Annotated in this window: 27 protein-coding genes; 25 read left to right on the forward strand and 2 right to left on the reverse strand. The window is 59.2% G+C overall.

The features are described from left to right. Nucleotides 1-79 precede the first annotated feature (79 nt). From CLU80_RS19520 to rpoS, 8 genes are all read left to right on the forward strand, one after another. Entirely contained in the window at nucleotides 80-1,192 is a 1,113-nt protein-coding gene (locus CLU80_RS19520; protein ID WP_093436558.1) for an S-(hydroxymethyl)glutathione dehydrogenase/class III alcohol dehydrogenase, read from the forward strand. 65 nt (nucleotides 1,193-1,257) lie between these two features. Further along, the gene (fghA, locus tag CLU80_RS19525; protein ID WP_093436555.1) at nucleotides 1,258-2,103 is read left to right on the forward strand and encodes an S-formylglutathione hydrolase; all 846 of its coding nucleotides are present in this window, start codon (nucleotides 1,258-1,260) and stop codon (nucleotides 2,101-2,103) included. 43 nt (nucleotides 2,104-2,146) lie between these two features. Continuing rightward, nucleotides 2,147-2,620: a 2-C-methyl-D-erythritol 2,4-cyclodiphosphate synthase gene (gene ispF / locus CLU80_RS19530; protein WP_034149878.1), complete on the forward strand. Its 474-nt coding sequence runs from the start codon at nucleotides 2,147-2,149 to the stop codon at nucleotides 2,618-2,620. Next, nucleotides 2,617-3,675 (forward strand): tRNA pseudouridine(13) synthase TruD, encoded by a 1,059-nt coding sequence (truD, locus tag CLU80_RS19535; RefSeq protein WP_099758130.1) that lies wholly within the window; start codon nucleotides 2,617-2,619, stop codon nucleotides 3,673-3,675. Before ispF ends, truD begins: the two co-directional genes overlap by 4 nt. Further along, nucleotides 3,663-4,412 (forward strand): 5'/3'-nucleotidase SurE, encoded by a 750-nt coding sequence (gene surE / locus CLU80_RS19540; RefSeq protein ID WP_007908831.1) that lies wholly within the window; start codon nucleotides 3,663-3,665, stop codon nucleotides 4,410-4,412. Before truD ends, surE begins: the two co-directional genes overlap by 13 nt. 41 nt (nucleotides 4,413-4,453) lie before the next feature. Beyond that, on the forward strand, nucleotides 4,454-5,089 hold the full coding sequence (locus CLU80_RS19545; RefSeq protein WP_171057346.1) for a protein-L-isoaspartate(D-aspartate) O-methyltransferase: 636 nt from the start codon (nucleotides 4,454-4,456) through the stop codon (nucleotides 5,087-5,089). A gap of 212 nt (nucleotides 5,090-5,301) precedes the next feature. Then, entirely contained in the window at nucleotides 5,302-6,171 is an 870-nt protein-coding gene (locus tag CLU80_RS19550) for a peptidoglycan DD-metalloendopeptidase family protein (protein WP_093436549.1), read from the forward strand. A gap of 106 nt (nucleotides 6,172-6,277) precedes the next feature. Further along, the gene (rpoS, locus tag CLU80_RS19555; RefSeq protein WP_038357938.1) at nucleotides 6,278-7,288 is read left to right on the forward strand and encodes an RNA polymerase sigma factor RpoS; all 1,011 of its coding nucleotides are present in this window, start codon (nucleotides 6,278-6,280) and stop codon (nucleotides 7,286-7,288) included. A 509-nt stretch (nucleotides 7,289-7,797) separates the two neighbouring features. On the opposite strand, the gene fdxA is transcribed toward rpoS, so the two are convergent. Both fdxA and mutS read right to left on the reverse strand, forming a co-directional pair. Further along, complete coding sequence (gene fdxA, locus CLU80_RS19565) at nucleotides 7,798-8,121, reverse strand: ferredoxin FdxA (protein WP_007908827.1); 324 nt, start codon at nucleotides 8,119-8,121, stop codon at nucleotides 7,798-7,800. Nucleotides 8,122-8,284: 163 nt separating this feature from the next. Next, nucleotides 8,285-10,867, reverse strand: coding sequence for a DNA mismatch repair protein MutS (gene mutS / locus CLU80_RS19570; RefSeq protein WP_099758132.1), 2,583 nt, complete (start codon nucleotides 10,865-10,867; stop codon nucleotides 8,285-8,287). Nucleotides 10,868-11,078: 211 nt separating this feature from the next. Here mutS and CLU80_RS19575 point away from each other — a divergent pair, with 211 nt between their 5' ends. The 17 genes from CLU80_RS19575 to CLU80_RS19655 all read left to right on the forward strand — a co-directional run bounded on the left by CLU80_RS19575 (nucleotide 11,079) and on the right by CLU80_RS19655 (nucleotide 24,863). Further along, complete coding sequence (locus CLU80_RS19575) at nucleotides 11,079-11,813, forward strand: XRE family transcriptional regulator (protein WP_007908821.1); 735 nt, start codon at nucleotides 11,079-11,081, stop codon at nucleotides 11,811-11,813. A gap of 527 nt (nucleotides 11,814-12,340) precedes the next feature. After that, the gene (locus CLU80_RS19580; RefSeq protein WP_007908817.1) at nucleotides 12,341-12,679 is read left to right on the forward strand and encodes a phage holin family protein; all 339 of its coding nucleotides are present in this window, start codon (nucleotides 12,341-12,343) and stop codon (nucleotides 12,677-12,679) included. Nucleotides 12,680-12,749: 70 nt separating this feature from the next. After that, nucleotides 12,750-13,262 carry a hypothetical protein gene (locus CLU80_RS19585; protein ID WP_099758133.1) on the forward strand — a complete coding sequence of 171 codons (513 nt, stop codon included), beginning with the start codon at nucleotides 12,750-12,752 and terminating at the stop codon, nucleotides 13,260-13,262. Between the two features lie 3 nt (nucleotides 13,263-13,265). Then, the gene (locus CLU80_RS19590) at nucleotides 13,266-13,874 is read left to right on the forward strand and encodes a phage baseplate assembly protein V (protein WP_093436529.1); all 609 of its coding nucleotides are present in this window, start codon (nucleotides 13,266-13,268) and stop codon (nucleotides 13,872-13,874) included. Between the two features lie 15 nt (nucleotides 13,875-13,889). Next, nucleotides 13,890-14,222 carry a phage baseplate protein gene (locus CLU80_RS19595; RefSeq protein ID WP_093436526.1) on the forward strand — a complete coding sequence of 111 codons (333 nt, stop codon included), beginning with the start codon at nucleotides 13,890-13,892 and terminating at the stop codon, nucleotides 14,220-14,222. After that, nucleotides 14,219-15,214, forward strand: coding sequence for a baseplate J/gp47 family protein (locus CLU80_RS19600; RefSeq protein WP_099758134.1), 996 nt, complete (start codon nucleotides 14,219-14,221; stop codon nucleotides 15,212-15,214). The genes CLU80_RS19595 and CLU80_RS19600 overlap by 4 nt, the downstream gene beginning before the upstream one ends. Then, nucleotides 15,211-15,846 (forward strand): phage tail protein I, encoded by a 636-nt coding sequence (locus CLU80_RS19605; RefSeq protein ID WP_099758135.1) that lies wholly within the window; start codon nucleotides 15,211-15,213, stop codon nucleotides 15,844-15,846. Before CLU80_RS19600 ends, CLU80_RS19605 begins: the two co-directional genes overlap by 4 nt. Then, nucleotides 15,847-17,460 carry a phage tail protein gene (locus tag CLU80_RS30280; protein ID WP_286079752.1) on the forward strand — a complete coding sequence of 538 codons (1,614 nt, stop codon included), beginning with the start codon at nucleotides 15,847-15,849 and terminating at the stop codon, nucleotides 17,458-17,460. A gap of 9 nt (nucleotides 17,461-17,469) precedes the next feature. Further along, nucleotides 17,470-18,048: a phage tail protein gene (locus tag CLU80_RS19615; RefSeq protein ID WP_099758136.1), complete on the forward strand. Its 579-nt coding sequence runs from the start codon at nucleotides 17,470-17,472 to the stop codon at nucleotides 18,046-18,048. Between the two features lie 232 nt (nucleotides 18,049-18,280). Continuing rightward, the gene (locus CLU80_RS19620) at nucleotides 18,281-18,466 is read left to right on the forward strand and encodes a hypothetical protein (RefSeq protein ID WP_099758137.1); all 186 of its coding nucleotides are present in this window, start codon (nucleotides 18,281-18,283) and stop codon (nucleotides 18,464-18,466) included. A gap of 2 nt (nucleotides 18,467-18,468) precedes the next feature. Then, the gene (locus CLU80_RS19625) at nucleotides 18,469-19,635 is read left to right on the forward strand and encodes a phage tail sheath protein (RefSeq protein WP_099758138.1); all 1,167 of its coding nucleotides are present in this window, start codon (nucleotides 18,469-18,471) and stop codon (nucleotides 19,633-19,635) included. Continuing rightward, nucleotides 19,635-20,141, forward strand: a complete 507-nt coding sequence (locus CLU80_RS19630) for a phage major tail tube protein (RefSeq protein ID WP_016985055.1) — start codon at nucleotides 19,635-19,637, stop codon at nucleotides 20,139-20,141. Before CLU80_RS19625 ends, CLU80_RS19630 begins: the two co-directional genes overlap by 1 nt. Nucleotides 20,142-20,312: 171 nt before the next feature. Next, the gene (locus CLU80_RS19635; RefSeq protein WP_099758140.1) at nucleotides 20,313-20,894 is read left to right on the forward strand and encodes a phage tail assembly protein; all 582 of its coding nucleotides are present in this window, start codon (nucleotides 20,313-20,315) and stop codon (nucleotides 20,892-20,894) included. A 129-nt stretch (nucleotides 20,895-21,023) separates the two neighbouring features. After that, on the forward strand, nucleotides 21,024-23,237 hold the full coding sequence (locus CLU80_RS19640; protein ID WP_099758141.1) for a phage tail tape measure protein: 2,214 nt from the start codon (nucleotides 21,024-21,026) through the stop codon (nucleotides 23,235-23,237). Then, nucleotides 23,237-23,620, forward strand: coding sequence for a phage tail protein (locus tag CLU80_RS19645; protein ID WP_099758143.1), 384 nt, complete (start codon nucleotides 23,237-23,239; stop codon nucleotides 23,618-23,620). Before CLU80_RS19640 ends, CLU80_RS19645 begins: the two co-directional genes overlap by 1 nt. After that, nucleotides 23,613-23,825, forward strand: a complete 213-nt coding sequence (locus CLU80_RS19650; RefSeq protein WP_099758144.1) for a tail protein X — start codon at nucleotides 23,613-23,615, stop codon at nucleotides 23,823-23,825. The genes CLU80_RS19645 and CLU80_RS19650 overlap by 8 nt, the downstream gene beginning before the upstream one ends. 9 nt (nucleotides 23,826-23,834) lie before the next feature. Then, nucleotides 23,835-24,863, forward strand: a complete 1,029-nt coding sequence (locus CLU80_RS19655; protein ID WP_099758145.1) for a phage tail protein — start codon at nucleotides 23,835-23,837, stop codon at nucleotides 24,861-24,863. Nucleotides 24,864-24,876: the final 13 nt, after the last annotated feature.

The raw sequence follows: 24,876 nt of genomic DNA on the forward strand, positions 1-24,876 counted from the left end.
GTCCTGATTATTCATCATTTGGCGTTGAACTACACTGGCCGTCTGGTTTTTTATTCAATGGATTCACTGGAGAGTCAGCATGATCAAGTCGCGCGCCGCCGTTGCCTTCGAGGCCAAGAAGCCGCTGGAAATCGTAGAAGTCGATGTCGCCATGCCCAAGGCCGGTGAAGTGTTGTTGCGCGTGGTGGCTTCCGGGGTTTGCCACACGGATGCCTACACCCTGTCCGGTGCAGACCCGGAAGGCATCTTCCCGTCGATCCTCGGCCACGAAGGCGGCGCCATCGTCGAAGCGATCGGCGAAGGCGTGACCTCGGTTGCGGTGGGCGATCACGTCATTCCGCTGTACACCCCGGAATGCGGCCAGTGCAAATTCTGCAAGTCGGGCAAGACCAACCTGTGTCAGGCGATTCGCGCGACTCAGGGCAAGGGTTTGATGCCGGACGGCACTTCGCGTTTTTCCTACAAGGGCGAAACCATTTTCCACTACATGGGTACTTCGACATTCTCGGAATACACCGTGTTACCGGAAATCTCCGTGGCCAGGATCTCTAAAGATGCGCCGCTGGAAAAGGTTTGCCTGCTGGGCTGCGGCGTCACCACCGGTATCGGTGCGGTGCTCAACACTGCCAAGGTCAAACCCGGTGACACCGTGGCCATCTTCGGTCTGGGCGGCATTGGTTTGTCCGCAGTCATTGGCGCGGTGAAAGCCAAGGCTGCGCGAATCATCGCCATCGACATCAACCCGGCCAAGTTCGAGATCGCCAAACAACTCGGCGCTACCGACTGCGTAAACCCGAAAGATTTCGATCGTCCGATTCAGGAAGTGATTGTCGACATGACCGATGGCGGCGTCGACTTCTCCTTCGAATGCATCGGCAACGTGCAACTGATGCGCGCCGCCCTTGAGTGCTGCCACAAAGGTTGGGGCGAGTCGGTGATCATCGGTGTGGCCGGTGCTGGCCAGGAAATCGCTACCCGCCCGTTCCAGTTGGTCACCGGTCGCGTCTGGCGCGGTTCGGCATTCGGTGGCGTGCGCGGTCGTACCGAGTTGCCAAGCTACGTCGACATGGCCCAGAGCGGCGAGATTCCGCTGGATACTTTCATCACCCACACCATGGGCCTGGAAGACATCAACAAGGCCTTCGACCTGATGCACGAAGGCAAGAGCATCCGTACCGTCATTCATTTCTGATCAATCGTGGCGACATGGGCGCAAGTCTTGAAGGCTTGCGCTCATGACCGCGTAGGAGTCTTTACATGAGTCTGGAAAACATCTCCTGTCAGAAGAGTTTCGGCGGTTGGCACAAGCGTTATCGCCATCGCTCAGACGTGCTCGGTTGCGACATGGTGTTCGCCGTGTACCTGCCACCGCAGGCGGAGCAGGGCGGCAAGTTGCCGGTGCTGTACTGGTTGTCCGGCCTGACCTGCACCGACGAGAATTTCATGCAAAAGGCCGGCGCGATGCGCATGGCTGCCGAACTGGGTCTGATCATCGTTGCGCCGGACACCAGCCCCCGTGGGCCGGATGTGCCGGGTGATCCGGATGGCGCGTGGGATTTCGGCCTCGGTGCCGGTTTCTATCTGAATGCCACGCAGGAACCTTGGTCGCGCCACTATCGTATGCATGACTATGTCGTGCATGAGTTGCCTGCACTGGTCGAAGCGCATTTCCCCGCCTCGGACAAACGCAGCATCAGCGGTCACTCCATGGGCGGTCACGGTGCGCTGGTCTGCGCGCTGCGTAACCCGGGACGCTATCAATCGGTGTCGGCGTTCTCGCCAATCAACAACCCGATGGATTGCCCATGGGGTCAGAAAGCCTTTTCGCGCTACCTGGGCGAAGACCGTTCCAAATGGAAAGAGTGGGATGCCTGCGCACTGATTGCCGAGGCGGATGAAAAACTGCCGCTGCTGGTCGATCAAGGGGATCGCGATGACTTCCTCGCCACCCAGCTCAAACCCGAAGCTCTGCAACAAGCGGCAAAACAAGCGGGTCATCCGCTGACATTGCGCCTGCAACCGGGCTACGACCACAGCTATTTCTTCATCTCAAGCTTCATAGACGACCACTTGCAGCATCACGCACAAGCCCTTCGGGACTAATGCAGGTAGAATCACGCCCTGACAAAAATCGGGGCGTTTTTTTATGCGTATTGGCCACGGCTATGATGTGCACCGTTTCGCTGAAGGCGATTTCATTACTCTGGGCGGCGTGCGCATCGCACACAGCTTCGGGCTGCTCGCTCATTCCGACGGTGACGTCCTGCTGCACGCCTTGAGCGATGCCTTGCTCGGCGCCGCTGCGCTGGGTGATATCGGCAAGCATTTCCCGGACACCGACCCGCAATTCAAGGGCGCCGACAGCCGTGCGCTGCTGCGTCATGTGGTCGCGCTGATCCATGCCAAAGGCTGGAAAGTCGGCAATGTCGACAACACTATCGTTGCCCAGGCACCGAAAATGGCCCCGCATATCGAATCGATGCGCGCGCTGATCGCGGCGGATCTTCAAGTTGAGTTGGATCAAGTGAACGTGAAAGCTACCACCACCGAAAAGCTCGGCTTTGTCGGTCGCGAAGAAGGTATCGCCGTGCACTCCGTTGCCTTGTTGCTGCGCGCATGAACGAACTGCAATTGCTCGGCCCGCGGGCCTATGGTGAACCCCTCGGCACTGCGGTACTGAAAGCCATCGCTGAAGACTTTCAGGTCGATGAAGTCCTCGATATTCCGTTCAGCGGCGATGGCGAACACCTGTGGATCTGGGTCGAAAAACGCGGCCTGAACACTGAAGAAGCTGCGCGGCGTATCGCCAAGGCTGCCGGCGTGCCGTTGCGCACGGTGAGCTATGCTGGCCTCAAGGATCGTCAGGCGCTGACTCGCCAGTGGTTCAGCGTGCAATTGCCGGGCAAGGCCGATCCGGATCTGTCGGCGGCGGAAAACGACACGCTGAAGATTCTCAAGACCACTCGCCACAAACGCAAACTGCAACGCGGTGCGCATTCGGCCAACGGTTTCACCTTGCGTTTGACTCAGTTCGATGGCGACAAAGCAGCAATTGAACAGCGCCTGCAGCTGATAGCCCAACAAGGCATCCCCAATTATTTCGGCGCCCAGCGTTTCGGCCACGACGGCGGCAACGTCGTTGACGCGCGTTCGTGGGCGGCGCGCAAGGCCTTGCCGGAACAACGCAATGTGCGTTCGCGCCTGCTCTCGACGGCGCGCAGTTTTCTCTTCAACAAGGTGCTCGCCGCACGAGTGACCGATGGCACCTGGCAAAAAGCCCAGGTCGGCGACCTGCTCGCGTTCACCGACAGCCGCAGTTTTTTCCCGGCCGGAGAAGCTGAATGCAGTGACCCGCGTCTGGCAATTCTTGACCTGCATCCGACCGGCCCGCAGTGGGGCGAGGGTGACTCGCCGACCGCAGGCGCTGTCCATGATCTGGAGCAGGGGATTGCTGCCGGTGAAGCAGAGCTGCGCGATTGGTTGATCAACGCCGGTATGAGCCACGAACGTCGCATCCTGCGGCTGCCCATTGGCGGGTTGACGTGGCATTATCCCCAGCCTGACATTCTGCAACTGGAATTCGTCCTCCCGGCCGGATGCTTCGCCACCGTATTGGTGCGCGAACTCGTTGATCTGGTGCCGGTGGGGCAGACGGACAGCCCATGCGTATTCTGATTTCTAACGACGATGGGGTAACCGCACCCGGTCTCGCCGCGCTTTATGCTGCGCTGGCGGATTACACCGAGTGCGTGGTTATCGCCCCGGAGCAGGACAAAAGCGGCGCCAGCAGTTCGCTGACGCTCGACCGTCCGCTGCACCCGCAATACCTGGCCAACGGCTTTATCAGCCTCAACGGCACTCCGACCGACTGCGTGCACCTGGGCCTCAACGGCTTGCTGGAGCGCGAGGCGGACATGGTGGTTTCCGGGATCAACCTCGGCGCCAATCTTGGCGATGACGTGCTGTATTCCGGGACAGTGGCGGCCGCCCTTGAGGGACGTTTTCTCGAGCGTCCGTCGTTCGCTTTTTCGCTGGTCTCGCGGCAGGTGGATAATCTGCCGACAGCGGCCTACTTTGCGCGCAAACTGGTCGAGGCCCATGCCGGGCTTGATCTGCCACCGCGCACGGTGCTCAACGTGAACATTCCCAATCTGCCGATCGACCATATTCGCGGTATTCAGTTGACCCGCCTCGGCCATCGCGCCCGTGCGGCGGCGCCGATGAAAGTGGTCGATCCGCGTGGCAAGGCCGGTTACTGGATTGCTGCAGCCGGCGACGCCGAAGACGGCGGCCCGGGCACGGACTTCCATGCGGTGATGCAGGGCTACGTTTCCATCACCCCGTTGCAGCTCGATCGAACCTTCAACGATGCGTTCAGAAGCCTCGATGGCTGGCTGGAGGGACTGCGCTGATGGCCCGTGAACATGAAGACAGGCTGCGCAGCGGGATCGGCATGACCTCTCAGCGTACCCGCGAGCGGCTGATCCAGCGCCTGTACGAAGAGGGCGTGTCCAACGCCAAGGTGCTGGAAGTGATCCGGCGTACGCCGCGTCACCTGTTCGTCGATGAAGCGCTGGCACACCGTGCTTATGAAGACACGGCGCTGCCGATCGGCAATAACCAGACGATTTCCCAGCCTTATATGGTGGCGCGCATGAGCGAGCTGCTGCTGGAGGCGGGCCCACTGGATAAGGTGCTGGAGATCGGCACCGGTTCCGGTTACCAGACGGCGGTGTTGTCACAACTGGTTGAGCGGGTGTTCTCGGTTGAGCGCATCAAGGTACTGCAGGATCGCGCCAAGGAACGTTTGGTTGAACTGAACCTGCGCAACGTGGTGTTCCGCTGGGGCGATGGTTGGGAAGGGTGGCCGGCGCTGGCACCTTATAACGGCATTATCGTCACCGCCGTGGCCACGGATGTACCGCAAGCCTTGCTTGATCAACTGGCTCCGGGCGGACGCATGGTGATTCCGGTAGGCTCCGGGGAAGTGCAGCAATTGTTGCTGATCGTGCGTGAGGAAAACGGCTTTTCCCGGCATGTTCTCGGGGCTGTCCGTTTTGTGCCGTTGCTCAATGGGCCACTGGCCTGAGCATTTGTTTACGCGTGCTGAATTCCTTTCGTTCGCCTCTGTCTTACTCGGGCAACGATGGTTTAAACGCAGCAGATTGTCAGATGGCAAACGTGTGCGTGAAGCGATTTCGCTTCATTAAAGGTAAAGCCGATCCGGCCCGTTATACTTGCGACACCTCATGCCGACATCCGGCATTCCACATTTTTCAGCCACCACAAAGGGAGCGGCGGGTGAGTCTCACAGTCATTGCGCAGCGTATGGGTAACACGAGCTTTCAGCGCCTGGTGACTGGCCTTGTCTTGAGCACCTTGCTGGTCGGTTGCTCCAGCACCAAATCGAGCAATGTGCGGGTGGTCGATCGCAACAACGCGGTGGCCCAGCGTCCTACGGTGACGACCGGACAATATGTAGTCCGTCCGGGCGATACGATGTTTTCGATCGCATTTCGCTACGGCTGGGACTACAAAGCCCTCGCGGCCCGGAACAATATTCCTACGCCGTATACGATCCATCCGGGTCAGACGATTCGCTTCGACGGCCGCACCGGTTCAACGCCGACGGCGGTGGTGAGCAACAGCAGTTCTTCACCTTCTTCGTCGAGTAAAACCACGGTAATCCGGCGCCAGGCAAATGGCACCACGACCACTACAACCACCGGTTCTACGGGGGCTGTACCGTCCGTCGCCAACAAGCAAGCGCCCGCGCCGTTGCCTCCGGCAGGCCCAGCCCCGACCGGCTGGGGATGGCCATCTAATGGCATTCTGATTGGAAAATTCTCTTCAAACGGTAGTTTGAATAAAGGAATTGATATCGCCGGAGATTTGGGACAGCCTGTTTTAGCTGCGTCTGATGGGACGGTGGTATACGCCGGGAGTGGCTTAAGGGGCTACGGCGAATTAGTCATCATCAAACACAGCGAAACCTACGTCAGTGCCTACGGACATAACCGCAGGCTGTTGGTTCGGGAGGGACAGCAGGTCAAGGTCGGACAGACAATTGCCGAAATGGGGTCAACGGGTACAGACCGGGTGAAACTGCATTTTGAGATTCGCCGCCAAGGTAAACCTGTAGATCCGCTGCAGTTCCTGCCAAGACGTTGATTTGTAAGCCAGCCTGTTCCGTCGCGTAGAGGGGACAGGCTCCAGCGCTGCCAAGGATAAAGGCGTCGCTTGAGCTTGGGGTCGAACTCACCAAAGGACTATAACAATGGCTCTCAGTAAAGAAGTGCCGGAGTTTGACATCGACGATGAGGTTCTCCTTATGGAGACCGGCATCGATTCGGAATCTTCGATGTCGAATGATGAAGGGGCTGCTCCACCTTCCGTTCGTTCCAAATCCAAACACTCCGCTTCACTTAAACAACATAAGTACATCGACTACACGCGTGCACTTGATGCCACGCAGTTGTATCTCAACGAAATCGGCTTTTCCCCACTGCTCTCTCCGGAAGAAGAAGTTCATTTTGCGCGACTGTCGCAAAGTGGCGATCCGGCCGGACGCAAGCGCATGATTGAAAGTAACCTGCGGCTGGTGGTCAAAATCGCCCGGCGTTACGTCAATCGGGGGCTGTCGCTGCTGGATCTGATCGAAGAGGGCAACCTCGGATTGATCCGGGCGGTGGAAAAGTTCGATCCCGAGCGCGGCTTCCGCTTCTCGACCTACGCGACCTGGTGGATTCGTCAGACCATCGAGCGCGCGATCATGAATCAGACCCGGACCATCCGGTTGCCGATCCATGTGGTCAAGGAACTCAACGTGTACCTGCGGGCTGCACGGGAGCTGACGCAGAAGCTCGACCACGAACCTTCACCCGAAGAAATCGCCAACCTGCTGGAAAAACCGGTGGGTGAGGTCAAGCGCATGCTTGGCCTGAACGAGCGGGTTTCTTCGGTCGACGTCTCGCTGGGTCCGGATTCGGATAAAACCCTGCTGGACACCCTTACCGACGATCGTCCGACCGATCCTTGTGAACTGCTGCAGGATGACGACCTGTCGCAGAGCATCGATCAATGGCTGTCGGAGTTGACCGACAAGCAGCGCGAGGTGGTTGTACGCCGCTTCGGTCTGCGCGGCCACGAGAGCAGCACGCTGGAAGATGTAGGCCTGGAGATCGGCCTGACCCGGGAACGGGTGCGGCAGATCCAGGTAGAAGGCCTCAAGCGCCTTCGTGAAATCCTCGAGAAGAATGGCCTGTCGAGCGAGTCGCTGTTCCAGTAAGCGCCTCACACGCTCGCCCGCAAGAAGCCCCGACTGGTTCGGGGTTTTTTGTTGGCCTCGATTTTCTGGGCATTTCGCCGCTCTTTTTCATTGTCGGACGTACGGTTGGCATTTCCATCCTTTGTAGTCTCGGGGTGTAAGCCTTGGCTTACTCTCTCGTAAGTGTTCCCTATTTTTACAAGACGGCAGACGTCGATTACGGACATCGCCGTAATTTAACTTATTGTTTTATATGTTTATTTTTAAACATTAAGTGCTTATGACAATCTTTTTCGGCACCCGCAGCCGATTGCTCTTGTCAGGGAACTCTCTAGTATCGGGGCTGTGTCGACGGACAGACACGCCCTTCAAGGAAGAGGGGAACGGACATCGCAGGACGCGATTCATCAGGACGATGAAAAGGAATACAGGGAATAGGGAAAAAATGTGGGCGGGTCATACCGCCCCTTTTTTTGCCTGCAGAAAAGTAAAAAGGCCCGCGAGGGGCCTTTTATTGAACGCGCGACAGATCAGCGCTCGAGGTCTTTGATCTTGCCTTTGACGCCATCCCACTCTTCGGCATCTGGCAGCGATTCTTTCTTCTCGGTGATGTTCGGCCAGATTTCAGCCAGCTCAACGTTGAGTTGAATGAATTCCTGCATCTCTTCCGGAACTTCGTCCTCGGAAAAAATAGCTACAGCCGGGCATTCCGGTTCGCACAGGGCGCAGTCGATGCACTCATCCGGGTGAATCACCAGGAAGTTCGGGCCTTCGTAAAAGCAGTCCACCGGACACACTTCTACGCAGTCGGTGTACTTGCACTTGATGCAGTTGTCGGTGACGACGAAGGTCATTTCTAATTTTCTCCTCAGGCGGCGGCAGCGTTGCCCCTTCACGGTTGGGGTCGCCAGGTTCGGGAGCGATACCTGCTGGCCAGGCTATTAGCCAACAGCATCCCAAACCGCGCGAGATTCTAACAGCTTGAAGCCGTTTGCGTTATATCCGCTTCTTTAGTGCTTATATCCGGTTCTTCAGTGCATAGAGCATTTCGAGAGCTCGGCGCGGGGTCAGGTCATCCAGATCCAGTTTAGCCAGTTCATCGAGCACCGGGTGTGGCAGGCTGGCGAACATGTCGCTTTGCTGTGGCGTCGCCGGTTTGCCCTTGGCGGCAGGTTTCGGCGCTTCATGCGGCAAAGCGGTTTCTTCCAGTCGGCTCAAGTGCTCACGGGCACGCACGATCACTTCACTTGGCACACCAGCCAGTTGCGCCACCGCCAGACCGTAGCTCTGGCTGGCAGGTCCCGGCAGCACGTGGTGCAGGAAGACGATGCGTTCGTTATGCTCGGTCGCATTGAGGTGGACGTTGGCCACCAGTGGCTCGGCTTCCGGCAACACGGTCAGTTCGAAGTAGTGGGTGGCAAACAGCGTATACGCGCGCAGATGCGCCAGACGCTCGGCCGCCGCCCATGCCAGCGACAGACCGTCGAAGGTGCTGGTGCCGCGCCCGACTTCGTCCATCAGCACCAGGCTGCGCTCGGTAGCGTTGTGCAAGATGTTGGCGGTTTCGCTCATCTCGACCATGAAGGTCGAACGGCCACCGGCCAGGTCATCGCTGGAACCGATTCGAGTGAAGATGCGGTCGACCAGCGACAGTTCGCAACTGGCTGCGGGCACGAAGCTGCCAATGTGAGCGAGCAACACGATCAATGCGGTTTGGCGCATGTAGGTGGATTTACCACCCATGTTCGGGCCGGTGATCACCAGCATACGGGTGTTGTCATCCAGGCTCAGGTCGTTGGCCACGAACGGCGTGGTCAGCACTTGCTCGACCACCGGGTGACGACCCTGGGAGATGCGCATGCACGGCTCGCTGACGAAGCGCGGGCAGTTCAGGTCAAGATTCAGCGCACGCTCGGCGAGGTTGCTCAACACGTCCAGTTCGGCCAGCGCGCCGGCGGTGTCCTGCAGCGGTGGCAACTGGCTGATCAGGTCTTCCAGCAGCGCCTCGTAGAGCATCTTTTCGCGCGCCAAGGCACGGCTCTTGGCAGACAGGGCTTTGTCTTCGAACTCTTTCAGTTCCGGCGTGATGAAGCGCTCGGCGCCTTTCAGGGTTTGCCGACGGATATAGTCCGCCGGTGCCGACTCGGCCTGCTTGCTCGGCAATTCGATGAAGTAGCCGTGAATGCGGTTGTAACCGACTTTCAGGTGGCTAAGACCGGTGCGAGCTTTCTCGCGGGCTTCGAGATCGATGAGGAACTGGCCGGCGTTTTCGCTCAGCGATTGCAGCTCGTCGAGTTCGCTGTCGTAACCGGTTTTCAGCACGCCGCCGTCACGGATCACCGCCGGCGGATTGTCGATGATGGCCTTTTCCAGCAGTGCCGCCAGTTCCGGGTAGGTGCTGGTGATGGTCGCCAGACCTTGCAGGTGCGGTGCTTCCAGGTCAGTCATCGCCACTTGCAGTTCAGGCAGGGCACCGAGGGCGTCGCGCAAGCGAGCAAGGTCACGAGGACGTGCGTTACGCAGGCCGATCCGCGCGAGAATTCGCTCGATGTCGCCGATTTCCTTGAGCTGTGGTTGCAGCTTTTCGAAACGATAGCGATCGAGCAGGCACGTGATCGAGGTCTGGCGCGCCAGCAGTACGGTCAGATCGCGCAACGGACGGTTCAACCAACGGGTCAGCAGACGGCTGCCCATGGCGGTCTGGCAGCGATCAACGACTGATTGCAGGGTGTTGTCGCGACCACCGGCCAGGTTGGTGTCGAGTTCGAGGTTGCGACGGCTTGCACCGTCCAGCACCACGGTGTCATCCAGACGTTCGTGGCGCAGGCTGCGCAGGTGGGGCAGGGCGGTGCGCTGGGTTTCCTTGGCGTAGGCCAACAGGCAACCCGCAGCGCCGATGGCCAGGGTCAGGTTCTCGCAGCCAAAACCCTTCAGGTCTTGGGTGGAGAACTGCTGGCAAAGGCTTTTCAGTGCTGAATCACGCTCGAAATCCCACGGCGCACGACGACTGACGCCACGGCGTTTTTCCGCTGGCAGATCCCTCGGCCAGTCATCCGGGATCAGCAACTCAACCGGGTTGATCCGCTCCAGTTCCGCCAGCAGGTTTTCCCAGCCTTTGATTTCCGACACGCTGAAACTGCCGCTGGTGATGTCCAGCACGGCAAGGCCGAACAGACGTTCGTCACCCAGCAGGGCTGCAATCAGGTTGTCGCGGCGTTCATCAAGCAGCGCTTCATCACTGACCGTACCCGGCGTGAGGATCCGTACGACCTGACGCTCAACCGGGCCTTTGCTGGTGGCCGGATCGCCGACCTGCTCACAAATCACCACGGACTCGCCAAGCTTCACCAGCTTCGCCAGATAGCCTTCCGCCGCGTGGTAAGGAATCCCACACATCGGAATCGCCTGCCCCGCCGACTGTCCGCGCGCGGTCAGGGTGATGTCGAGCAACTTGGCCGCCTTCTTCGCGTCTTCGTAGAAGATCTCGTAGAAGTCGCCCATGCGGTAGAACATCAGCTGATCCGGGTGCTGATTCTTCAGGCGCCAGTACTGCTGCATCATCGGGGTGTGGGAGGACAGGTCGGAGACGGCTTTATTCATCGGATTGTCAGGCAACTCGTTAAAAGATGTAGGGCAAAAGCGAGGGCATAAGCCGGGCTTTTCCGCGATGGGCGCAAGGTTACCATGGGCAGTCTGTCGGACGCAGGCATCGCGGCCGGGTGAGGGCTTTCTTCATCGGAAAGTGTATTTATGCATGATTTATGCAAATCAGCATTTGTCTTCGCGAATAACTTCAAGCACTATGCGCGTTATGCAAAAACGCAACGTAGCCTCCGTCTTAAGAGCACTGCTCGACCAGCACGGGATCTCCCCCACGGAGCTCCACCGTCGCACCGGCGTGCCTCAATCCACTCTCTCGCGGATTCTCAGCGGGAAGATCGTCGATCCCTCGGATAAACACATCTCGAAGATCGCCGAATACTTCGCCGTGAGTACCGATCAATTGCGCGGGCGCGCGGACGTCGCGCCGTCGGCCGGTGCCGCGCGTGATGACGTGCACGCGGAACTCAAGGACATAATGCTGTGGGACGACGATACGCCGGTCGATGATGACGAAGTATCGGTGCCGTTCCTTCGCGAGGTTGAATTGGCTGCTGGATCAGGAAGATTCGTCATCGAAGAGAGCGAGCGCTCTAGCCTGCGCTTCGGCAAGCGCAGCCTGCGCCATAACGGTGTGCAGTTCGACCAGGCCAAATGCGTGACAGTACGTGGCAACAGCATGTTGCCGGTGTTGCGTGATGGTGCCACCGTCGGCGTCAACGCCGGCAAGTGCGGCATCGGCGACATCATTGATGGCGACCTGTACGCGATCAATCACAACGGCCAGTTGCGCGTGAAGCAACTCTATCGCCTGCCGACCGGCATTCGTCTGCGCAGCTTCAATCGCGATGAACACCCGGACGAGGACTACAGCTTCCAGGAAATCCAGGAGGAGCAAATCGTCATCCTCGGTCACGTCTTCTGGTGGGGCATGTACGCCCGCTAACCCGACCCTTCTCAGATAAACCCGCCTCGCAGGCGGGTTTTTTTTCGCCTTGATGAAACCGCCAAACCCTTGAGTTGCGGGGCTTCCATGCATCTGCGCATTTCCTATGCATAAATAAATGCATTTGCGCATTGACTGGGTATGCATACATGCATATTCTTGCCACCAAGCCGCTCGACAAAGCGGCTGGCAAGAAAGCTCTTTAGTTCCACAAGAACAGGCAGCGATGAACCGGCCTCAACGGTTCAGAGGGTTGGCAACTGACCCGGGTGTGCAGCGTAAAGCACCAGAAGCAGTTATCCGGCGGGCAGGGACCGCGGTCGGAAAAACAATTTGAACGGACTCGTACCGCGCCAGTAGCGCCGAAAAGTCAGCTTCCTTCTTGAACACAGGATTTGAAGGAAGGCGAAGGAGCGCATTACTGAAAAGCCCGGTGTGCGAACGCCGGGCTTTTTGGAATGCCTGCCTCAAGAGAAACCGATTGAACCCAATACACACCATTCATCCATCACACCAGGAGGCGTGACATGACAAACGAGCAACAAGCGTTGGCGGACATGCCGATCTGGCTGGTCATCCTTCTTGCCGTTGTCGGCGGGGTGTCCGGCGAAATGTGGCGCGCCGACAAGGAGGGGGCACGCGGCTGGTCATTGCTGCGACGCCTGGCCCTGCGCTCCGGCGCCTGCATGATCTGCGGCGTGTCGGCAATCATGCTGCTGTATGCCGCCGGCATGTCGATCTGGGCCGCTGGCGCGTTTGGTTGCCTGACTGCAATGGCCGGGGCCGATGTGGCCATAGGTCTCTATGAACGCTGGGCCGCCAAGCGCATCGGCGTCTGCGAAGTCCCACCCCGCGACCAGCCTTAACCTCGAATGTGATTCGTGCCGCCCTTTGGGCGGCAGGGCTGCGCGTGGACGATTGAAAAGGAGGTCATGTATGCCCACACCGATCCAGCAGCCGTCGCAACTGTTCACAGCCATCGCGACGACACTGCGCAACACCGCCGAACTCAATATCAGCGTCGGCAGTCGCGACGATTTCACGGCGCCAGGCGATCAGGCCTGGGTGCTGATCGACTTCGACCGCAATGCATCAGGATGGCGTGCCGCTGACGGGCGCATCGCTCATGTCATGACGGTGTCGCTGCAAGTCGTCCCGGCGCTTTCTGCAACCGCGTTTGCAGCGTGCGATCTGATTGCCGTGTTGAAAAACCTGATCACTGATAACCGCTGGAACTTGCCCGGTGATCAATGTGATTTGCCGACCAACATCGATGGCTTGCCGTCATTGTTCGGCGAGCAATTCAAGGCCTGGACCCTGACGTTCAACCAGACCCTCTACCTCGGCCCGACCTTGCTCGATGATCCACTGGGCACACCGAAATTCGCCCGCACCTGGGAAGTCAGCAACATCGACGATCCAGACCAATACACCGCGCTGGAGGCCTGACCGATGTTCGACGCGTTATTGCGCATGCAACTGGGGCCGATCATCGAACGCCTGGCCGAAATGGAAGCGGAAATCGACGACCTGCACCGCCGCGCTGAAAGCTTCTGCCGCATCGGCATTTGCCAGACAGTCGATGCGGCGAGCAATACCTGCCAGGTCAGCCACGGTGGCTTGCTCACGCCAGCGATCAAGTTTTTCAACCCCAGCGCCGGCGCACAGAGTGAGTCGCGGATTCCGACCGTGGGTGAGCAGTGTCTGCTGTTCAACTACGGCAGCGGCGAAAGTGGCGCACAAAGTGTCGCCCTGTTCGGCCTGAACAGTGATCGCTTTCCACCCGTTTCGACTGTCCCCACGCTGACGCGACGGGTTCATGTCGACGGCAGCGAAAGCGGCTACGACGATGCCACGCACACCCTCCACTGGCAAAACGGCCCAGCGGCTTTCAGAGGTTCTCGCGAGTCGCTGGAACTGAGCATCGGCCCGGCGCGACTGGCGATGACGCCGCAACTGATCACCCTGCAACTGGGGGCCGTCGGCCTGACCATCGACGCCTCTGGCGTGCACTTCAGCGGTCCATTGGTCGATCACCAGGGCCGTGTCATCAGCCCCTGATTCAAGAGCCTCCACATGATCGGAATCGATAGAGACAGCGGGGCCACGGTCGACGACTGGCTGCAGTTTGTGCAGCGCGCGACCCGGGCCCTGACCACACCGCTGGGCACCCGGCAAAAACGCCCGTTGTACGGATCGTTGATCCCCACGCTGCTGGGGCAGAACCTCGGTGACGACGTTCTGCTTCTGGCCCAGAGCCACGCCGCGCAGGCGTTCTACAACAAGCAAAACGGCATCGACGATTTCCAGCCACAAGTGATCGTCGCCAGCCGCCAGGGCGCCGGTCTGCGGCTGCGCTTCGCCGGCATCTGGAAAAACCGTCAACAAACCTTCGAGGTCGTGACATGAGCATGTTGATCCCCGGCCAGAACCAATTGGCCGAACCCGCGCTGATCACCGTTGAAGCCTTCGAAGACTTGCTCGCCGAGTTCAAGACTTTCGTCATCGAATACGTCGGTGTGCGTTCGCCGGACAGTGCCGCAAAACTCAAGACCAGCCTGGAAAACGAAAGCGAACTGCTGACCCTGGCGCTTGAGGCTTTCTGTGTCCGGCTGCAAACCCACGAACGCAAATACAACGCCCGCATCAAACAGATGCTGGCGTGGTGGGCGACGGGGAGCAACCTTGATGCGCGGCTGGCGGACATGGGCCTGGAGCGGCAGTTGCTTGATCCCGGCGACCCGGCGGCATTCCCGCCGGTGCCAGCGATTTACGAAAGCGACGACGACGCCCGCCTGCGTTATTACCTGGCGCCGCATGCGCCGGCAGCAGGTTCGCGGATGCAGTATCGCCGCGAAGTTTTCACCCTCGGCGAGCGTCCGACGGTGCAAGTCGAATCCACTGAGGCGGGTGTGTTGAATGTCACCTACACCTTCAACCCGGACGGCCTCGCCGCGCAGGTCAAGGATGGCAATGCTCGGCGCACCGCGCCGGGCGAAGTGCAGGTCACTGTGCTGTCCCGCGACGGCGATGGCACACCTTCCGTGTCGTTGCTTGACGGCGTCCGTCAGCACTTCGCTCGACCGGATGTGCGACCTGAAACCGACCTCGTCACCGTCAAGGCTGCTGACATTCAGCGCTATAAGATCCGCGTCGTCGCCAAGATCAATTCCGGCCCGGATTCGGGTCTGACCAAAGTCGCCGCACAGCAGCAATTGCAGGCCTACGCCGACAGTTGCCATCGCCTCGAAGGCCGGGTTGATCCGAGCTGGATCGACTACACGCTACATAGCGCCGGCGCCGTGCAACTGCAGATTCTTGAACCGCTGACGCCGATCGTGACTACGGCGTTTCAAGCGCCGTACTGCACGGCGGTCGAAGTTGAGGTGCTGACGCTATGAGTGAAAAAACTCAGCGCCCGACGCTGCTGCCTGCCAACAGCTCTGCGCTTGAGCGAGGTCTGGATCTAGGATTTGGCGTCTTGCTGGATCGCATCGCGCCGCCGTTCCCGGAACTGATGAACCCCGCAGAAACCCCGGTCGCATTTCTGCCGTATCTGGCAGCGGATCGCGGTGTGGCTGAATGGAGCACAGCTGCACCGGAAGCGGAAAAACGCCTGACCGTCGAACTCGCCTGGCCCACCGCACGCCAGGCCGGCACTCGCAAGGCACTGGAAAACGCCGCCAAGGGTTTGCAATTAAGACCCGAGATCCGCGCCTGGTACGAACAGACACCGCCCGGTGCGCCTTACAGTTTTTCTGTACGGGCCTTCAGCGACCAACCCTACAGCGAAGAAATCGACGCCCGTCTCGACCGACGCCTGGCTGATGCCAAGAGCGAACGCGATGTGCTGTCGGTGTCGGTGGGTTTGAGTGCTTTCGGCAATCACGTCATCGGCGCCGCGACGTTCTGCGGCGAGCTGACCACGGTTTATCCGGTGTTCATCGAAGGCCTTGAAACCTCGGGAGAGGCGTTCATGGCTGCCGGTATGTACACCGTCGAAACATCCACTATTTATCCTCAGGGGGCCTGAATGGCTGACTATTACACCCTGCTCACCAACGCAGGGATTGCCTACGAAACGGCATGCAAAGCCGCGGGCACGCCGATCAAGTTGACGCAGATTTCCGTCGGTGACGGCGGCGGCACAGTCTACAACCCGGCCGCCACCGCCACCGCTCTGAAACGCGAAGTCTGGCGCGGGCCGCTCAATGCACTGTTCCAGGACGAGAAAAACCCGAGCTGGTTGCTCGCCGAAGTGACCATTCCGCCGGATGTTGGCGGTTGGTATGTGCGGGAAGCGGGGCTGTGGACTGATACCGGGATTCTCTACGCCATCGTCAAATATCCGGAGTCGTTCAAACCGGTTCTGGCGACGTCGGGTTCCGGTAAAGAGTTCTACATTCGCTCGATTTTCGAGACCAGTAATGCGTCGCTGGTGACGTTGTTAATTGATGACACCGTCGTCAAAGCCACGCGTGCCTGGGTCATGAGTTACCTCGCCGAAGAGCTCGGCAAACTGGATGGCAAGCAGTCGGTGCGTGTTGCTGCAACGGGCAATGTCGTTTTGACCGGTGCGCAGCAGATTGACGGCGTTGCAGTGATTGCTGGCGACCGCGTGTTGTTGCCGAGCCAGACGTTTGCCAAGGATAACGGCCTGTGGATCGTCGCCAATGGCGACTGGGTGCGGGCGACCGATGCCAACAGCAACGCCAAGGTTACGCCGGGGCTGACGGTCATGGTCGAGGAGGGCACTGCGAACGGTGATTCGTTGTGGCACCTGACCACCAATGCGCCGGTCATCCTGGGCACCACCGCGCTGACGTTCAAGATGCTCGCCGGTCGCACCGGGATTGCTGCCGGGACTTACAAGAGTCTGACGGTCGATGAGTATGGTCGAGCGACGGCTGGGGCCAACCCCGCGACCCTGGCCGGCTTCGGGATCACTGACGCCCTTGGCATCAACGCAACGGCGGTAGCGGCTCGCAAGCTTGAAACGGCGCGCAGTATTGCCATTTCCGGCGCGGCTAGCGGTAGCACTTCGTTTGACGGCTCGGCAAACGCAAACATTTCACTGGCGCTGGCCGACTCGGGCGTTTCTGCCGGTACTTACACAAAAATTGCCGTCAATGCCAAAGGGTTGGCTACCAGCGGCGGGAACCTGATTGCATCGGATGTTCCCGCTCTGGACTGGAGCAAGATCAGCTCAGGAAAACCCAATACGTTGGCGGGCTACGGAATTGTCGATAGCTATACCCAAGGCCAGACCAACAGCGTTGTCAGCACTTCTTTCGCGAACTTCTCTGCGGCTAGCCTCCAGGTTCCAGCCTTTATCAACGGCTTCACCGACAACCATTCCTCCCGATACTGGAGAGCCAATGGCAATATCTATGTGTGCCTCGATGTTGCCCGCTGGGTCAGTAGCGGTACCGATGCATTGGTCATGTTCACGCTTCCACCGGGCTTTCGACCCCTCAGCAGAGTGAGCGGCGCAGGCGGTTGGGCGACCAGTGGCCAGCTTGGGTTCGGTTTGTTGTCGTGGCGCGCGGAAACCACGGGCGAGGTTGTCCTGGACTACTCGATTGGATCGGCGTCGGGTGTGAGTGGCTATCGCTGCCAGTTCAGTTTCTGCGTTCAAGCGGCTTAAGGGGGCAGCATGATTTTTGTCATTGATCAAACCGGGCTATTTCTCTACGCCACCGATGCCCCGGCCGGGGCCGAAAACTGGACGGCTGTCCAATTGCCTCAACCTTGCTGGAATCCGCGATTCAAAGGTGAGCGAATCAGTGATACCGGCGAATGGAAAGGCCAATGGGAGCATGACGGCGAGCCTGCGCCTACCGTTGCTGACCTGTGCGCGAGAATTGATAACTCCGCCGACCAGGCGCGGCGGATGGTTGCAGTCGATCCACTCCGGGCGGTCGAATACGAACGAACGGCCGCCGAAGCACAAGCGTTCAAAGACGCCGGTTATCCCGCAGATGCGGTACCGCGCACTGTGGCTGCCTGGGCAATCGCAGGCCGTACGCCTCAAGAATCTGCCGACGGCATCCTGATCGAAGCCGCCCGCTACGCAGAGGCCCTATACCTGATTCGGGAAAGGCGCCTGGAGGCGAAGGAACTGATTAAGGCCAAGGTTGCAGTTGATGCAATCGATGAAGCCAGACAGATCGCCGACGAAGCAATCAAGGCTTTCCAGGCGACGGTGACTGGGATTGATCGTGTGCAGGGTTGACGGTGCGCGTAGTACGTCTGTGTTTTCGCAGCGCGGATAGTCCGATGAGTGCATTGATTCGTGAGCTCGTCACCCAAGTGGATCCTGATACCTGAAGTACCCACCGGTTCAACCTTAACCGGCAACTCAACAAACGCCCCGAACCCGGAGCGTTTTCTTTCCCTCATAAAACACTCAACACCCGCCAAGCCCCTCCCCAAGAGGGGCTTTCCCGTTTATGGAGAAACGAAAAATGGCAACCCGCCAAACCTACACCGTGCTCGTCCCATTCCCCACCGGTGGTGGGCACTGGTCGAGCGTCGGTCAAGACCTCGATCTGCTCGACGTCGAGGCCAGTGCCTTGCACACCGCCGGTCGACTGGAACTGAAAACATCGTCCACCCAGGCCAAAAAGGCCGCTGCCAAGAAGGCTGACTAAACATGGCTGAGGTTCTGAACTTCGAGCACAACGGCATTACCGTCAATGCCACTGAATCCCCCGAGGCCATGGGTGGCCTGGGTGACAACGTCATCGGTCTGGTCGGCACCGCGCCGAAGGCCGATCCGCTGATTCCGCGTAACGCACCGTTCCGCATCAACAGCTTCACCACCCATGCGCTGCTCGATCCGACCGGTTCGGAAGAAGGCACGCTGTATCACGCGGTGTACCAGATCCTCAAAGTGGTCAAGGTGCCGGTGTACGTGGTGATCGTCGAAGCGGGCGCGACTCCGGCTGACACGGTCAACGCGGTGATCGGTGGCGTTGAGCCGGCGACTGGCCGCAAGCTCGGTCTGGCCGCACTGGGCAGTGTCCCGGAAGACCTGACCATCATCGGCGCGCCGGGCTTCACCGGCACCAAAGCGGTGGCTAGCGAGTTCGCCTCGTTCGGTAAGCGCATCAAGGCTCGTGTGGTACTCGATGGCAAGGACGCCTCGGTCGCTGACCAAGTCTTGTACAGCCAGGAACTGGGCGGCGCTGATCTCGGTTTCGACCGTTGCCTGGTGGTGCACAACATGCCGGCGGTGTACTCGAAAGCGGCGAAGAAAAATGTCTTCATCGCGCCATCCAGCCTGGCGATCGCCGCGCTGGCCAAGGTCAAGCAATGGGAAAGTCCTGGTAACCAGGTGACCTACGCCGAAGACGTCTCCCGCGTCGTCGAATACAACATCCTCGACACTTCGACCGAAGGCGATCTGCTCAACCGTTATGGCGTCAGCTACTACGCCCGCACCGTGCTCGGTGGCTTCTCGCTGCTGGGTAACCGCTCGATCACCGGCAAGTTCATCAGCTACGTCGGCCTCGAAGATGCGATCAGCCGCAAGCTGGTCAAGGCCGGCCAGAAAGCCATGGCCAAGAACCTCACCAAGTCGTTCATGGATCAAGAGGTCAAGCGCATCAACGACTGGCTGCAGACCCTGGTCGCCGACGAAACCATTCCTGGCGGCAGCGTGTATCTGCACCCGGAACTGAACAGCGTCGAGAAGTACAAGAACGGCACCTGGTACGTGGTCATCGACTACGGCCGCTACGCGCCGAACGAACACATGGTTTATCAACTCAACGCCCGCGATGAAATCATCGAGCAGTTCCTGGAGGACGTTCTCTAATGTTTACCAACCGCGTAAGACAGGCCATCGCGGCCACCCTGCAAGGCCTGCCGTTGTCGGCAACCGTTGAAGAATTCACTCCGCCGAAGATCGAATTCGACGTGGAAGAAATGCGTGGCGGCCGCTTCATCGTCGAAGAAATGGCCAAGGGCGGCAAAGCGCTCAACGCCAAGCTGACCCTGCAAGGCCTCGGCGCCGAAGTCATGCTCGCACTGGGTGTGAAGCTGGGCGACGACATCCTGCTGAACGTGCGTGAAGCCGGTCAGGATCAGGATGGCAACACCTGGTTCACCTACCACACCGTTGGCGGCAAGCTGAAATCCCTTGAGGAAACCGCGGTGAAGATGGGGGAGAAACCCAAGACCAACCTGGAGCTGTCCTGCCGTACCTACAACCGCCTGGAAAACGGCGTACCGGTGATCGACATCGACGTGCGCACCCAGAAGTTCGTGCTCAACGGCGTCGACATCCTCGGTGATGCGCGGCGTGCGGTGCTGATGCCGTAACCCGTTACACCGCAAAACCTGTGGGAGCGAGCCTGCTCGCGAAGAGGCCATCACATTCGCTACCGATGTGACTGTAAGACCGCTTTCGCGAGCAGGCTCGCTCCCACATTGGGCCAGGTTAACTGGCCCCTTTGCGCAACACCCCCTCAAGAATCACCAAGGAATTCATACATGTCGTGGATGCCACCCCAGCATGACCTGTTGTCGCCGATCACCGGTGATGACGGTTCGCAGATCGAAACGATCCAGCTCAAACCGCTGTTCTACGCCGCACAGAAAGAAGCGCTGGAACGCGCCGGCGATGACGAAGACGATCAGTTCTTCGAACTGGCCCTGCTCGCCACCGGCCTGTCGGTCAAGGAACTCGACCAGCTCAAGCGCCCGGACTACGTGAGCATCGCCCAGTACGTGCACGAGATGTCGACACGCCCTGCGTCATACTTTCTGGAGCAGGTCGAAGAGGCGGAAAAATCCGCCGATCCCGACCAGGTGCAATTGCTGCAACCGCTCGCCGTGACCGGCCGCACCGTGACCTCGCTGTCGCTGGAAATGCCTGCACTTCGCGCGACCAAAGTGATGAAGAAACTGAAAACGGCCAAGGAACGCGCCGAGTTCATCACTGCCCATTGCACCGGCCTGATGATCCCCGATCTGGCCCTGATGACCGTCCCGGACTGGACGCAATTGCAGGTGCGCATCGACGATTTTTTAAACCAGCCGGCGGCCTACTTTCGGAACGCGACATCGAAGTAATCCTCGATATCGTCCCGCTCATTTACCCGGTAAGTGAAGCGGAAATTCTCGAATGGGACGCCGAAAAGGCGTTGCGCCGCTACGACATAGCGATCACTCGCCTTGGCGTGAAACAGGAGTAGAGCGGCAATGGTAGAGAACAGATATGCGCTCACATACGCCGGTGAGAGCGGCAATACAACGGGCGGATTGTCGCTGCCCGACAACCTCGGTAAACCGCTGCAGGATTTGAACGTCACATTGGCGTTGGCAAGCGTGGATATTCGTTTGCTGACTCAGGAGCAGGTCAAGCTGCGCGAGCTACTGGTCAGCCAGCAGTCGTTGTTCAAGGCTGGCGCCGCCGCCCCCGCCACGAGCGAACCAAAGTCAAAACTCAACGCCGAGATCGAGCAGCGTCCGCCGCCGAAAATCACTCAGTCGGCAATGGCCAACGAAACGGTGCTGGTTGAATTGAATCAGGTGCTTCACCTGAGTAACGAATCGCTTCAGGCGCTCTCGGAAACGAACCTGGAAATCGCCAGTGATAAACGGGTTGCCCCTAGTGGGTCTACTGGCGCGGATTTGCTGCAAGTGCAACTCGCAGCGCTGCGGTCCGGCATCAGTGATGGTCTGAAGGGCGAGCAGAAAAAGGAGGCATTACAGGACTTCTCTCGTGATGCCGCCATCAATGCCTCGGCCTTCAAGATCGATGTCAAGGCTGCTGGCGAGATGTTGGCGGGCTGGCGCACCGCTCTGAAGCTTGATCGGGTGCAGAGCCAGGATCTGGCAGACGCGACCAGCTACCTTGGCAACAGTGGCCTGAACGTCAAAACCGCTGACATCGGTTCCGTCGTTCAAAGTGCCGGGGAGGGCGCCAAAGCTGCAGGGATGACGCCCGAGCAAGTGGCTGCACTTGCGGCAGCATTTCTGAACAGTGGCGCTAACAAGACAGATGCCGCAGCGGCGCTGAAGAGTTTCACGACGGTTCTGGGTAAAGGTCAGTCCGCCTCATCGGCGCAGCGCTCGGCCTGGGCCGAAATGGGGCTGAACCCCGAGTCGCTGGCACGTGGGATGAGTGAAGATGCCCCCCAAACGATTAAGTTGGTTCTGGAAGAACTCAGGAAACAACCTGAAGAGAAACAGGCTTCACTGACAAAAACGCTGTTTGGCAACGATGATGCAATCCTTGAGTTGTTGAAGAAGCCTGAGGATGCTCAAACTGCGTTCAAACTGGTTTCTGACAAATCCCTGTATGCAACATCCAAACGCGGTGAGGATGCAGGTTCGGCGGCGCAAACCGCTGAGGCTTATGGCAATACATCGCAGGGGCGCTGGAATGCGCTGGATGCGAGTCTCAACAGGCTGTCCACGGCAGTCGGCAACTCATTGGCCCCGGTGACAGATGGCTTTGCCGTCGCGCTCACGGCGGTGGTAAATGGACTGAGCGCCGCAGCCGAAAGCTTCCCGTTCGTCACAGCTGCACTGACGTTGCTTGGGGCGGCTGCCACGCCGTTCGTAGCGGGCACATTGAAGACCGGTGTGTCTTCAGTGCTCGATGCGATTTCCACGAGGCTATTGCGACTGGCTGCAGCGCGTTTACCGTCCGAAATCGGCGATATGATCGACGGTGACGATGACGACAGTGGCGGTCGAAAAAAGAAGCGATCAGCTCGCGGGTCGGGTCAAGGCAAACGAGCCAAGCCACCTGCGAAAAGTGCTCAGCCCCGCACGCCAGCTGTGCGCCAAAGCCTGGGCAATCGCTTGCGCGGTGCAGCGCTCAAAGTCATGCCCGCCATCAAAAGCACGGCTGCCAAGGTCTTGCCCGCAGTGCGCAGCGCAGGTGCGAATGTCATGCCGATGCTGTCTCGGGCTATGCCTTTGGTGAGTAAAGTCGCTGCACCTTTGATGGTCGCCCATGCCGCATACACAGGCCTGAAAGGCTTGCGTGAAGGTGATGACAAAGCGGTGGGAAGCGCAAAAGGTGAGCTGGCGGGTACAGCTATTGGCGCGTTTCTCGGCTCGCTTATTCTTCCGGGTGTCGGTACGGCCATCGGGAGTGTCGTAGGTGGACTCGCAGGTTCCTACCTGGGGGAAAAACTCGCCAGTCCGCCCGCCGATAAACTCGCTGCGCCGGGAGAGGTCGCAAAGAATCTGGTCAACGCTCCCACCCAAAATCAAAACCAGCAAGTCACCTTCTCCCCACTGATCCAGGTCACCTGCCCGGCGCCAGATACTGCCGAGCAGATTCGTACGATCATCGGCCAGCAACTGAGCGGGCAATTCCACGGCCAGTTCTTGCCGCTGTTGACCAATAATCCGCTCGCCACCCGCCGTGACGCAGCCCTCACCGATGGAGTCGCCTGATGAAACAACAAATGGCTTTAGGCAGTTTCATCTTCGGCCTGTCACGCGACTTCGCCTATAGCACGCTGGCGCGAAAGTCCGACGGAGGCTGGAGCGAAATCCAGATCCTGACCAGCAAACCCAAGTCCAGCCAGACCGGGCAAAAACCGGAAACCCTGACCATCACCGGCAAGTCGATGTACGCCGTGGCGATGGATCGGCTCGACGAATTGCGTGCCTTGCAGGCCCTGCGAATACCGCTGCCATTGATTGACGGCATAGGCCGCAACTGGGGTTTGTGGCGGATCAACAACGTTCAGGAAACCCAGACCCAGATCATCGATGACGGCACGGCGATGGTCGTCGATTGGGTCATCGAATTGGCGGAGTTCAATAATGCGTAAGGTTCGAAGCGTGGCCGGTGATTCGGTGAATCTGCTGCTCTATCGCGAAACCGGGCGCAGCGATGATTCTGCCGAAGAGGCCCTGTGGAAGCTCAATCCGACCCTCGCCGAGCATGGCCCGGTCCTGTCCGCAGGTGTCTGGGTGGTACTGCCGGAACTCGATACAAAACCCGCCGCGATCAACCCGCTCACAGCCTGGGATTAAGGAGGTTGCATGACACTGGGTTTTACCCCGGCGGTAGAAATCTACGGCTCAAACGCGGCGCTGCTCAATCAACGCCTGATCAGTTGGGAGCACATCGATGCCGCCGGGATCGAGTCTGATCAACTGACTCTGACCGTGGACCTTGAAGGCCTCGACGGGCTGCCGAACCTCGGAGGCCGAATCGGACTGAAGGTCGGCTACCGAGAAACCGAAATGGTCGACAAGGGCCAGTTCAAAGTGACACGGCTGACACCGACGCTGTTCCCGTTCCGCCTGACACTGGTGGCCACAGCTGCACCGTTCAGCAAGGATGACGAGACCGGTTTCAAGCAGCGCCGCACCGCCAGCCATGGTCCAACGACGCTCGGCGGACTGTTTCGCGAACTGGTGTCGCGGCATGGTTTCTCACCGCGAGTTGCCCCCGATGTGTCACTGATACGGATCGAGCACATCGACCAAACCAACGAAACCGACATGGGCTTTCTGACGCGGTTGGCGGCAAAGTACAACGTGGTCGCCAAACCGTACGATCAGATCTACGTGCTGGCGCGACCCGGTCAGACCAAATCACTGTCCGGCAAAGTGCTGGCGAACGTGATCCTGTCGGTGACCAGCAACAATCGGCCGGGTGATCACGCCTTTGTCAGCGCCACGCTGGAAGAGACTGCGCGGGCGCAGAATCAGGGCTGCATAACTCGCTGGCTGGATACTGCTACGGGTATTTTGCAAGAGGTCAAAACCGGGCTTTCGCCGTACAAGATCCTGCGCCAGCACCAACCCAGCGAAGCCGATGCCATCGCCGTGGGAGAAGGCGAAGTGCGCAAAATGCTCCGGCAAAAGTTCAAGGTGAAGATCACCTGCCCCGGCGATCCACGGCTGGCCGCCGAAGGCCTGGTGCTGCTCGATGACACCTGGCCGGACTTCATGCGCGGACGCTGGTCGATCGACAAGGTCACCGCCAGTGGCAATCGCGAGAACAGCTATCGCTGCCTGATCGATGCGTCGTGCCTCGACCCGAAAGCCGAAGCCAAAGACTGACCCACGAGCCCCC

Origin of the sequence: Pseudomonas sp. 29 (assembly GCF_002754355.1) — a bacterium.
GTDB classification, from domain to species: Bacteria; Pseudomonadota; Gammaproteobacteria; order Pseudomonadales; family Pseudomonadaceae; genus Aquipseudomonas; species Aquipseudomonas neuropathica.

Coding starts and splice junctions, on each gene's coding strand:
- surE (WP_007908831.1), top strand. CDS start 3,663: ATGCGTATTCTGATTTCTAACGACGATGGGGTAACCGCACCCGGTCTC.
- CLU80_RS19520 (WP_093436558.1), top strand. CDS start 80: ATGATCAAGTCGCGCGCCGCCGTTGCCTTCGAGGCCAAGAAGCCGCTG.
- CLU80_RS19585 (WP_099758133.1), top strand. CDS start 12,750: ATGCCCACACCGATCCAGCAGCCGTCGCAACTGTTCACAGCCATCGCG.
- CLU80_RS19620 (WP_099758137.1), top strand. CDS start 18,281: ATGGCAACCCGCCAAACCTACACCGTGCTCGTCCCATTCCCCACCGGT.
- mutS (WP_099758132.1), bottom strand. CDS start 10,867: ATGAATAAAGCCGTCTCCGACCTGTCCTCCCACACCCCGATGATGCAG.
- CLU80_RS19595 (WP_093436526.1), top strand. CDS start 13,890: ATGATCGGAATCGATAGAGACAGCGGGGCCACGGTCGACGACTGGCTG.
- CLU80_RS19650 (WP_099758144.1), top strand. CDS start 23,613: ATGCGTAAGGTTCGAAGCGTGGCCGGTGATTCGGTGAATCTGCTGCTC.
- CLU80_RS19655 (WP_099758145.1), top strand. CDS start 23,835: ATGACACTGGGTTTTACCCCGGCGGTAGAAATCTACGGCTCAAACGCG.
- CLU80_RS19590 (WP_093436529.1), top strand. CDS start 13,266: ATGTTCGACGCGTTATTGCGCATGCAACTGGGGCCGATCATCGAACGC.
- CLU80_RS19615 (WP_099758136.1), top strand. CDS start 17,470: ATGATTTTTGTCATTGATCAAACCGGGCTATTTCTCTACGCCACCGAT.
- CLU80_RS19625 (WP_099758138.1), top strand. CDS start 18,469: ATGGCTGAGGTTCTGAACTTCGAGCACAACGGCATTACCGTCAATGCC.
- ispF (WP_034149878.1), top strand. CDS start 2,147: ATGCGTATTGGCCACGGCTATGATGTGCACCGTTTCGCTGAAGGCGAT.
- fdxA (WP_007908827.1), bottom strand. CDS start 8,121: ATGACCTTCGTCGTCACCGACAACTGCATCAAGTGCAAGTACACCGAC.
- CLU80_RS19635 (WP_099758140.1), top strand. CDS start 20,313: ATGTCGTGGATGCCACCCCAGCATGACCTGTTGTCGCCGATCACCGGT.
- CLU80_RS19640 (WP_099758141.1), top strand. CDS start 21,024: ATGGTAGAGAACAGATATGCGCTCACATACGCCGGTGAGAGCGGCAAT.
- CLU80_RS19645 (WP_099758143.1), top strand. CDS start 23,237: ATGAAACAACAAATGGCTTTAGGCAGTTTCATCTTCGGCCTGTCACGC.
- CLU80_RS19575 (WP_007908821.1), top strand. CDS start 11,079: ATGCAAAAACGCAACGTAGCCTCCGTCTTAAGAGCACTGCTCGACCAG.
- CLU80_RS19630 (WP_016985055.1), top strand. CDS start 19,635: ATGTTTACCAACCGCGTAAGACAGGCCATCGCGGCCACCCTGCAAGGC.
- truD (WP_099758130.1), top strand. CDS start 2,617: ATGAACGAACTGCAATTGCTCGGCCCGCGGGCCTATGGTGAACCCCTC.
- CLU80_RS19545 (WP_171057346.1), top strand. CDS start 4,454: ATGACCTCTCAGCGTACCCGCGAGCGGCTGATCCAGCGCCTGTACGAA.
- CLU80_RS19580 (WP_007908817.1), top strand. CDS start 12,341: ATGACAAACGAGCAACAAGCGTTGGCGGACATGCCGATCTGGCTGGTC.
- CLU80_RS19605 (WP_099758135.1), top strand. CDS start 15,211: ATGAGTGAAAAAACTCAGCGCCCGACGCTGCTGCCTGCCAACAGCTCT.
- fghA (WP_093436555.1), top strand. CDS start 1,258: ATGAGTCTGGAAAACATCTCCTGTCAGAAGAGTTTCGGCGGTTGGCAC.
- CLU80_RS19600 (WP_099758134.1), top strand. CDS start 14,219: ATGAGCATGTTGATCCCCGGCCAGAACCAATTGGCCGAACCCGCGCTG.
- CLU80_RS30280 (WP_286079752.1), top strand. CDS start 15,847: ATGGCTGACTATTACACCCTGCTCACCAACGCAGGGATTGCCTACGAA.
- rpoS (WP_038357938.1), top strand. CDS start 6,278: ATGGCTCTCAGTAAAGAAGTGCCGGAGTTTGACATCGACGATGAGGTT.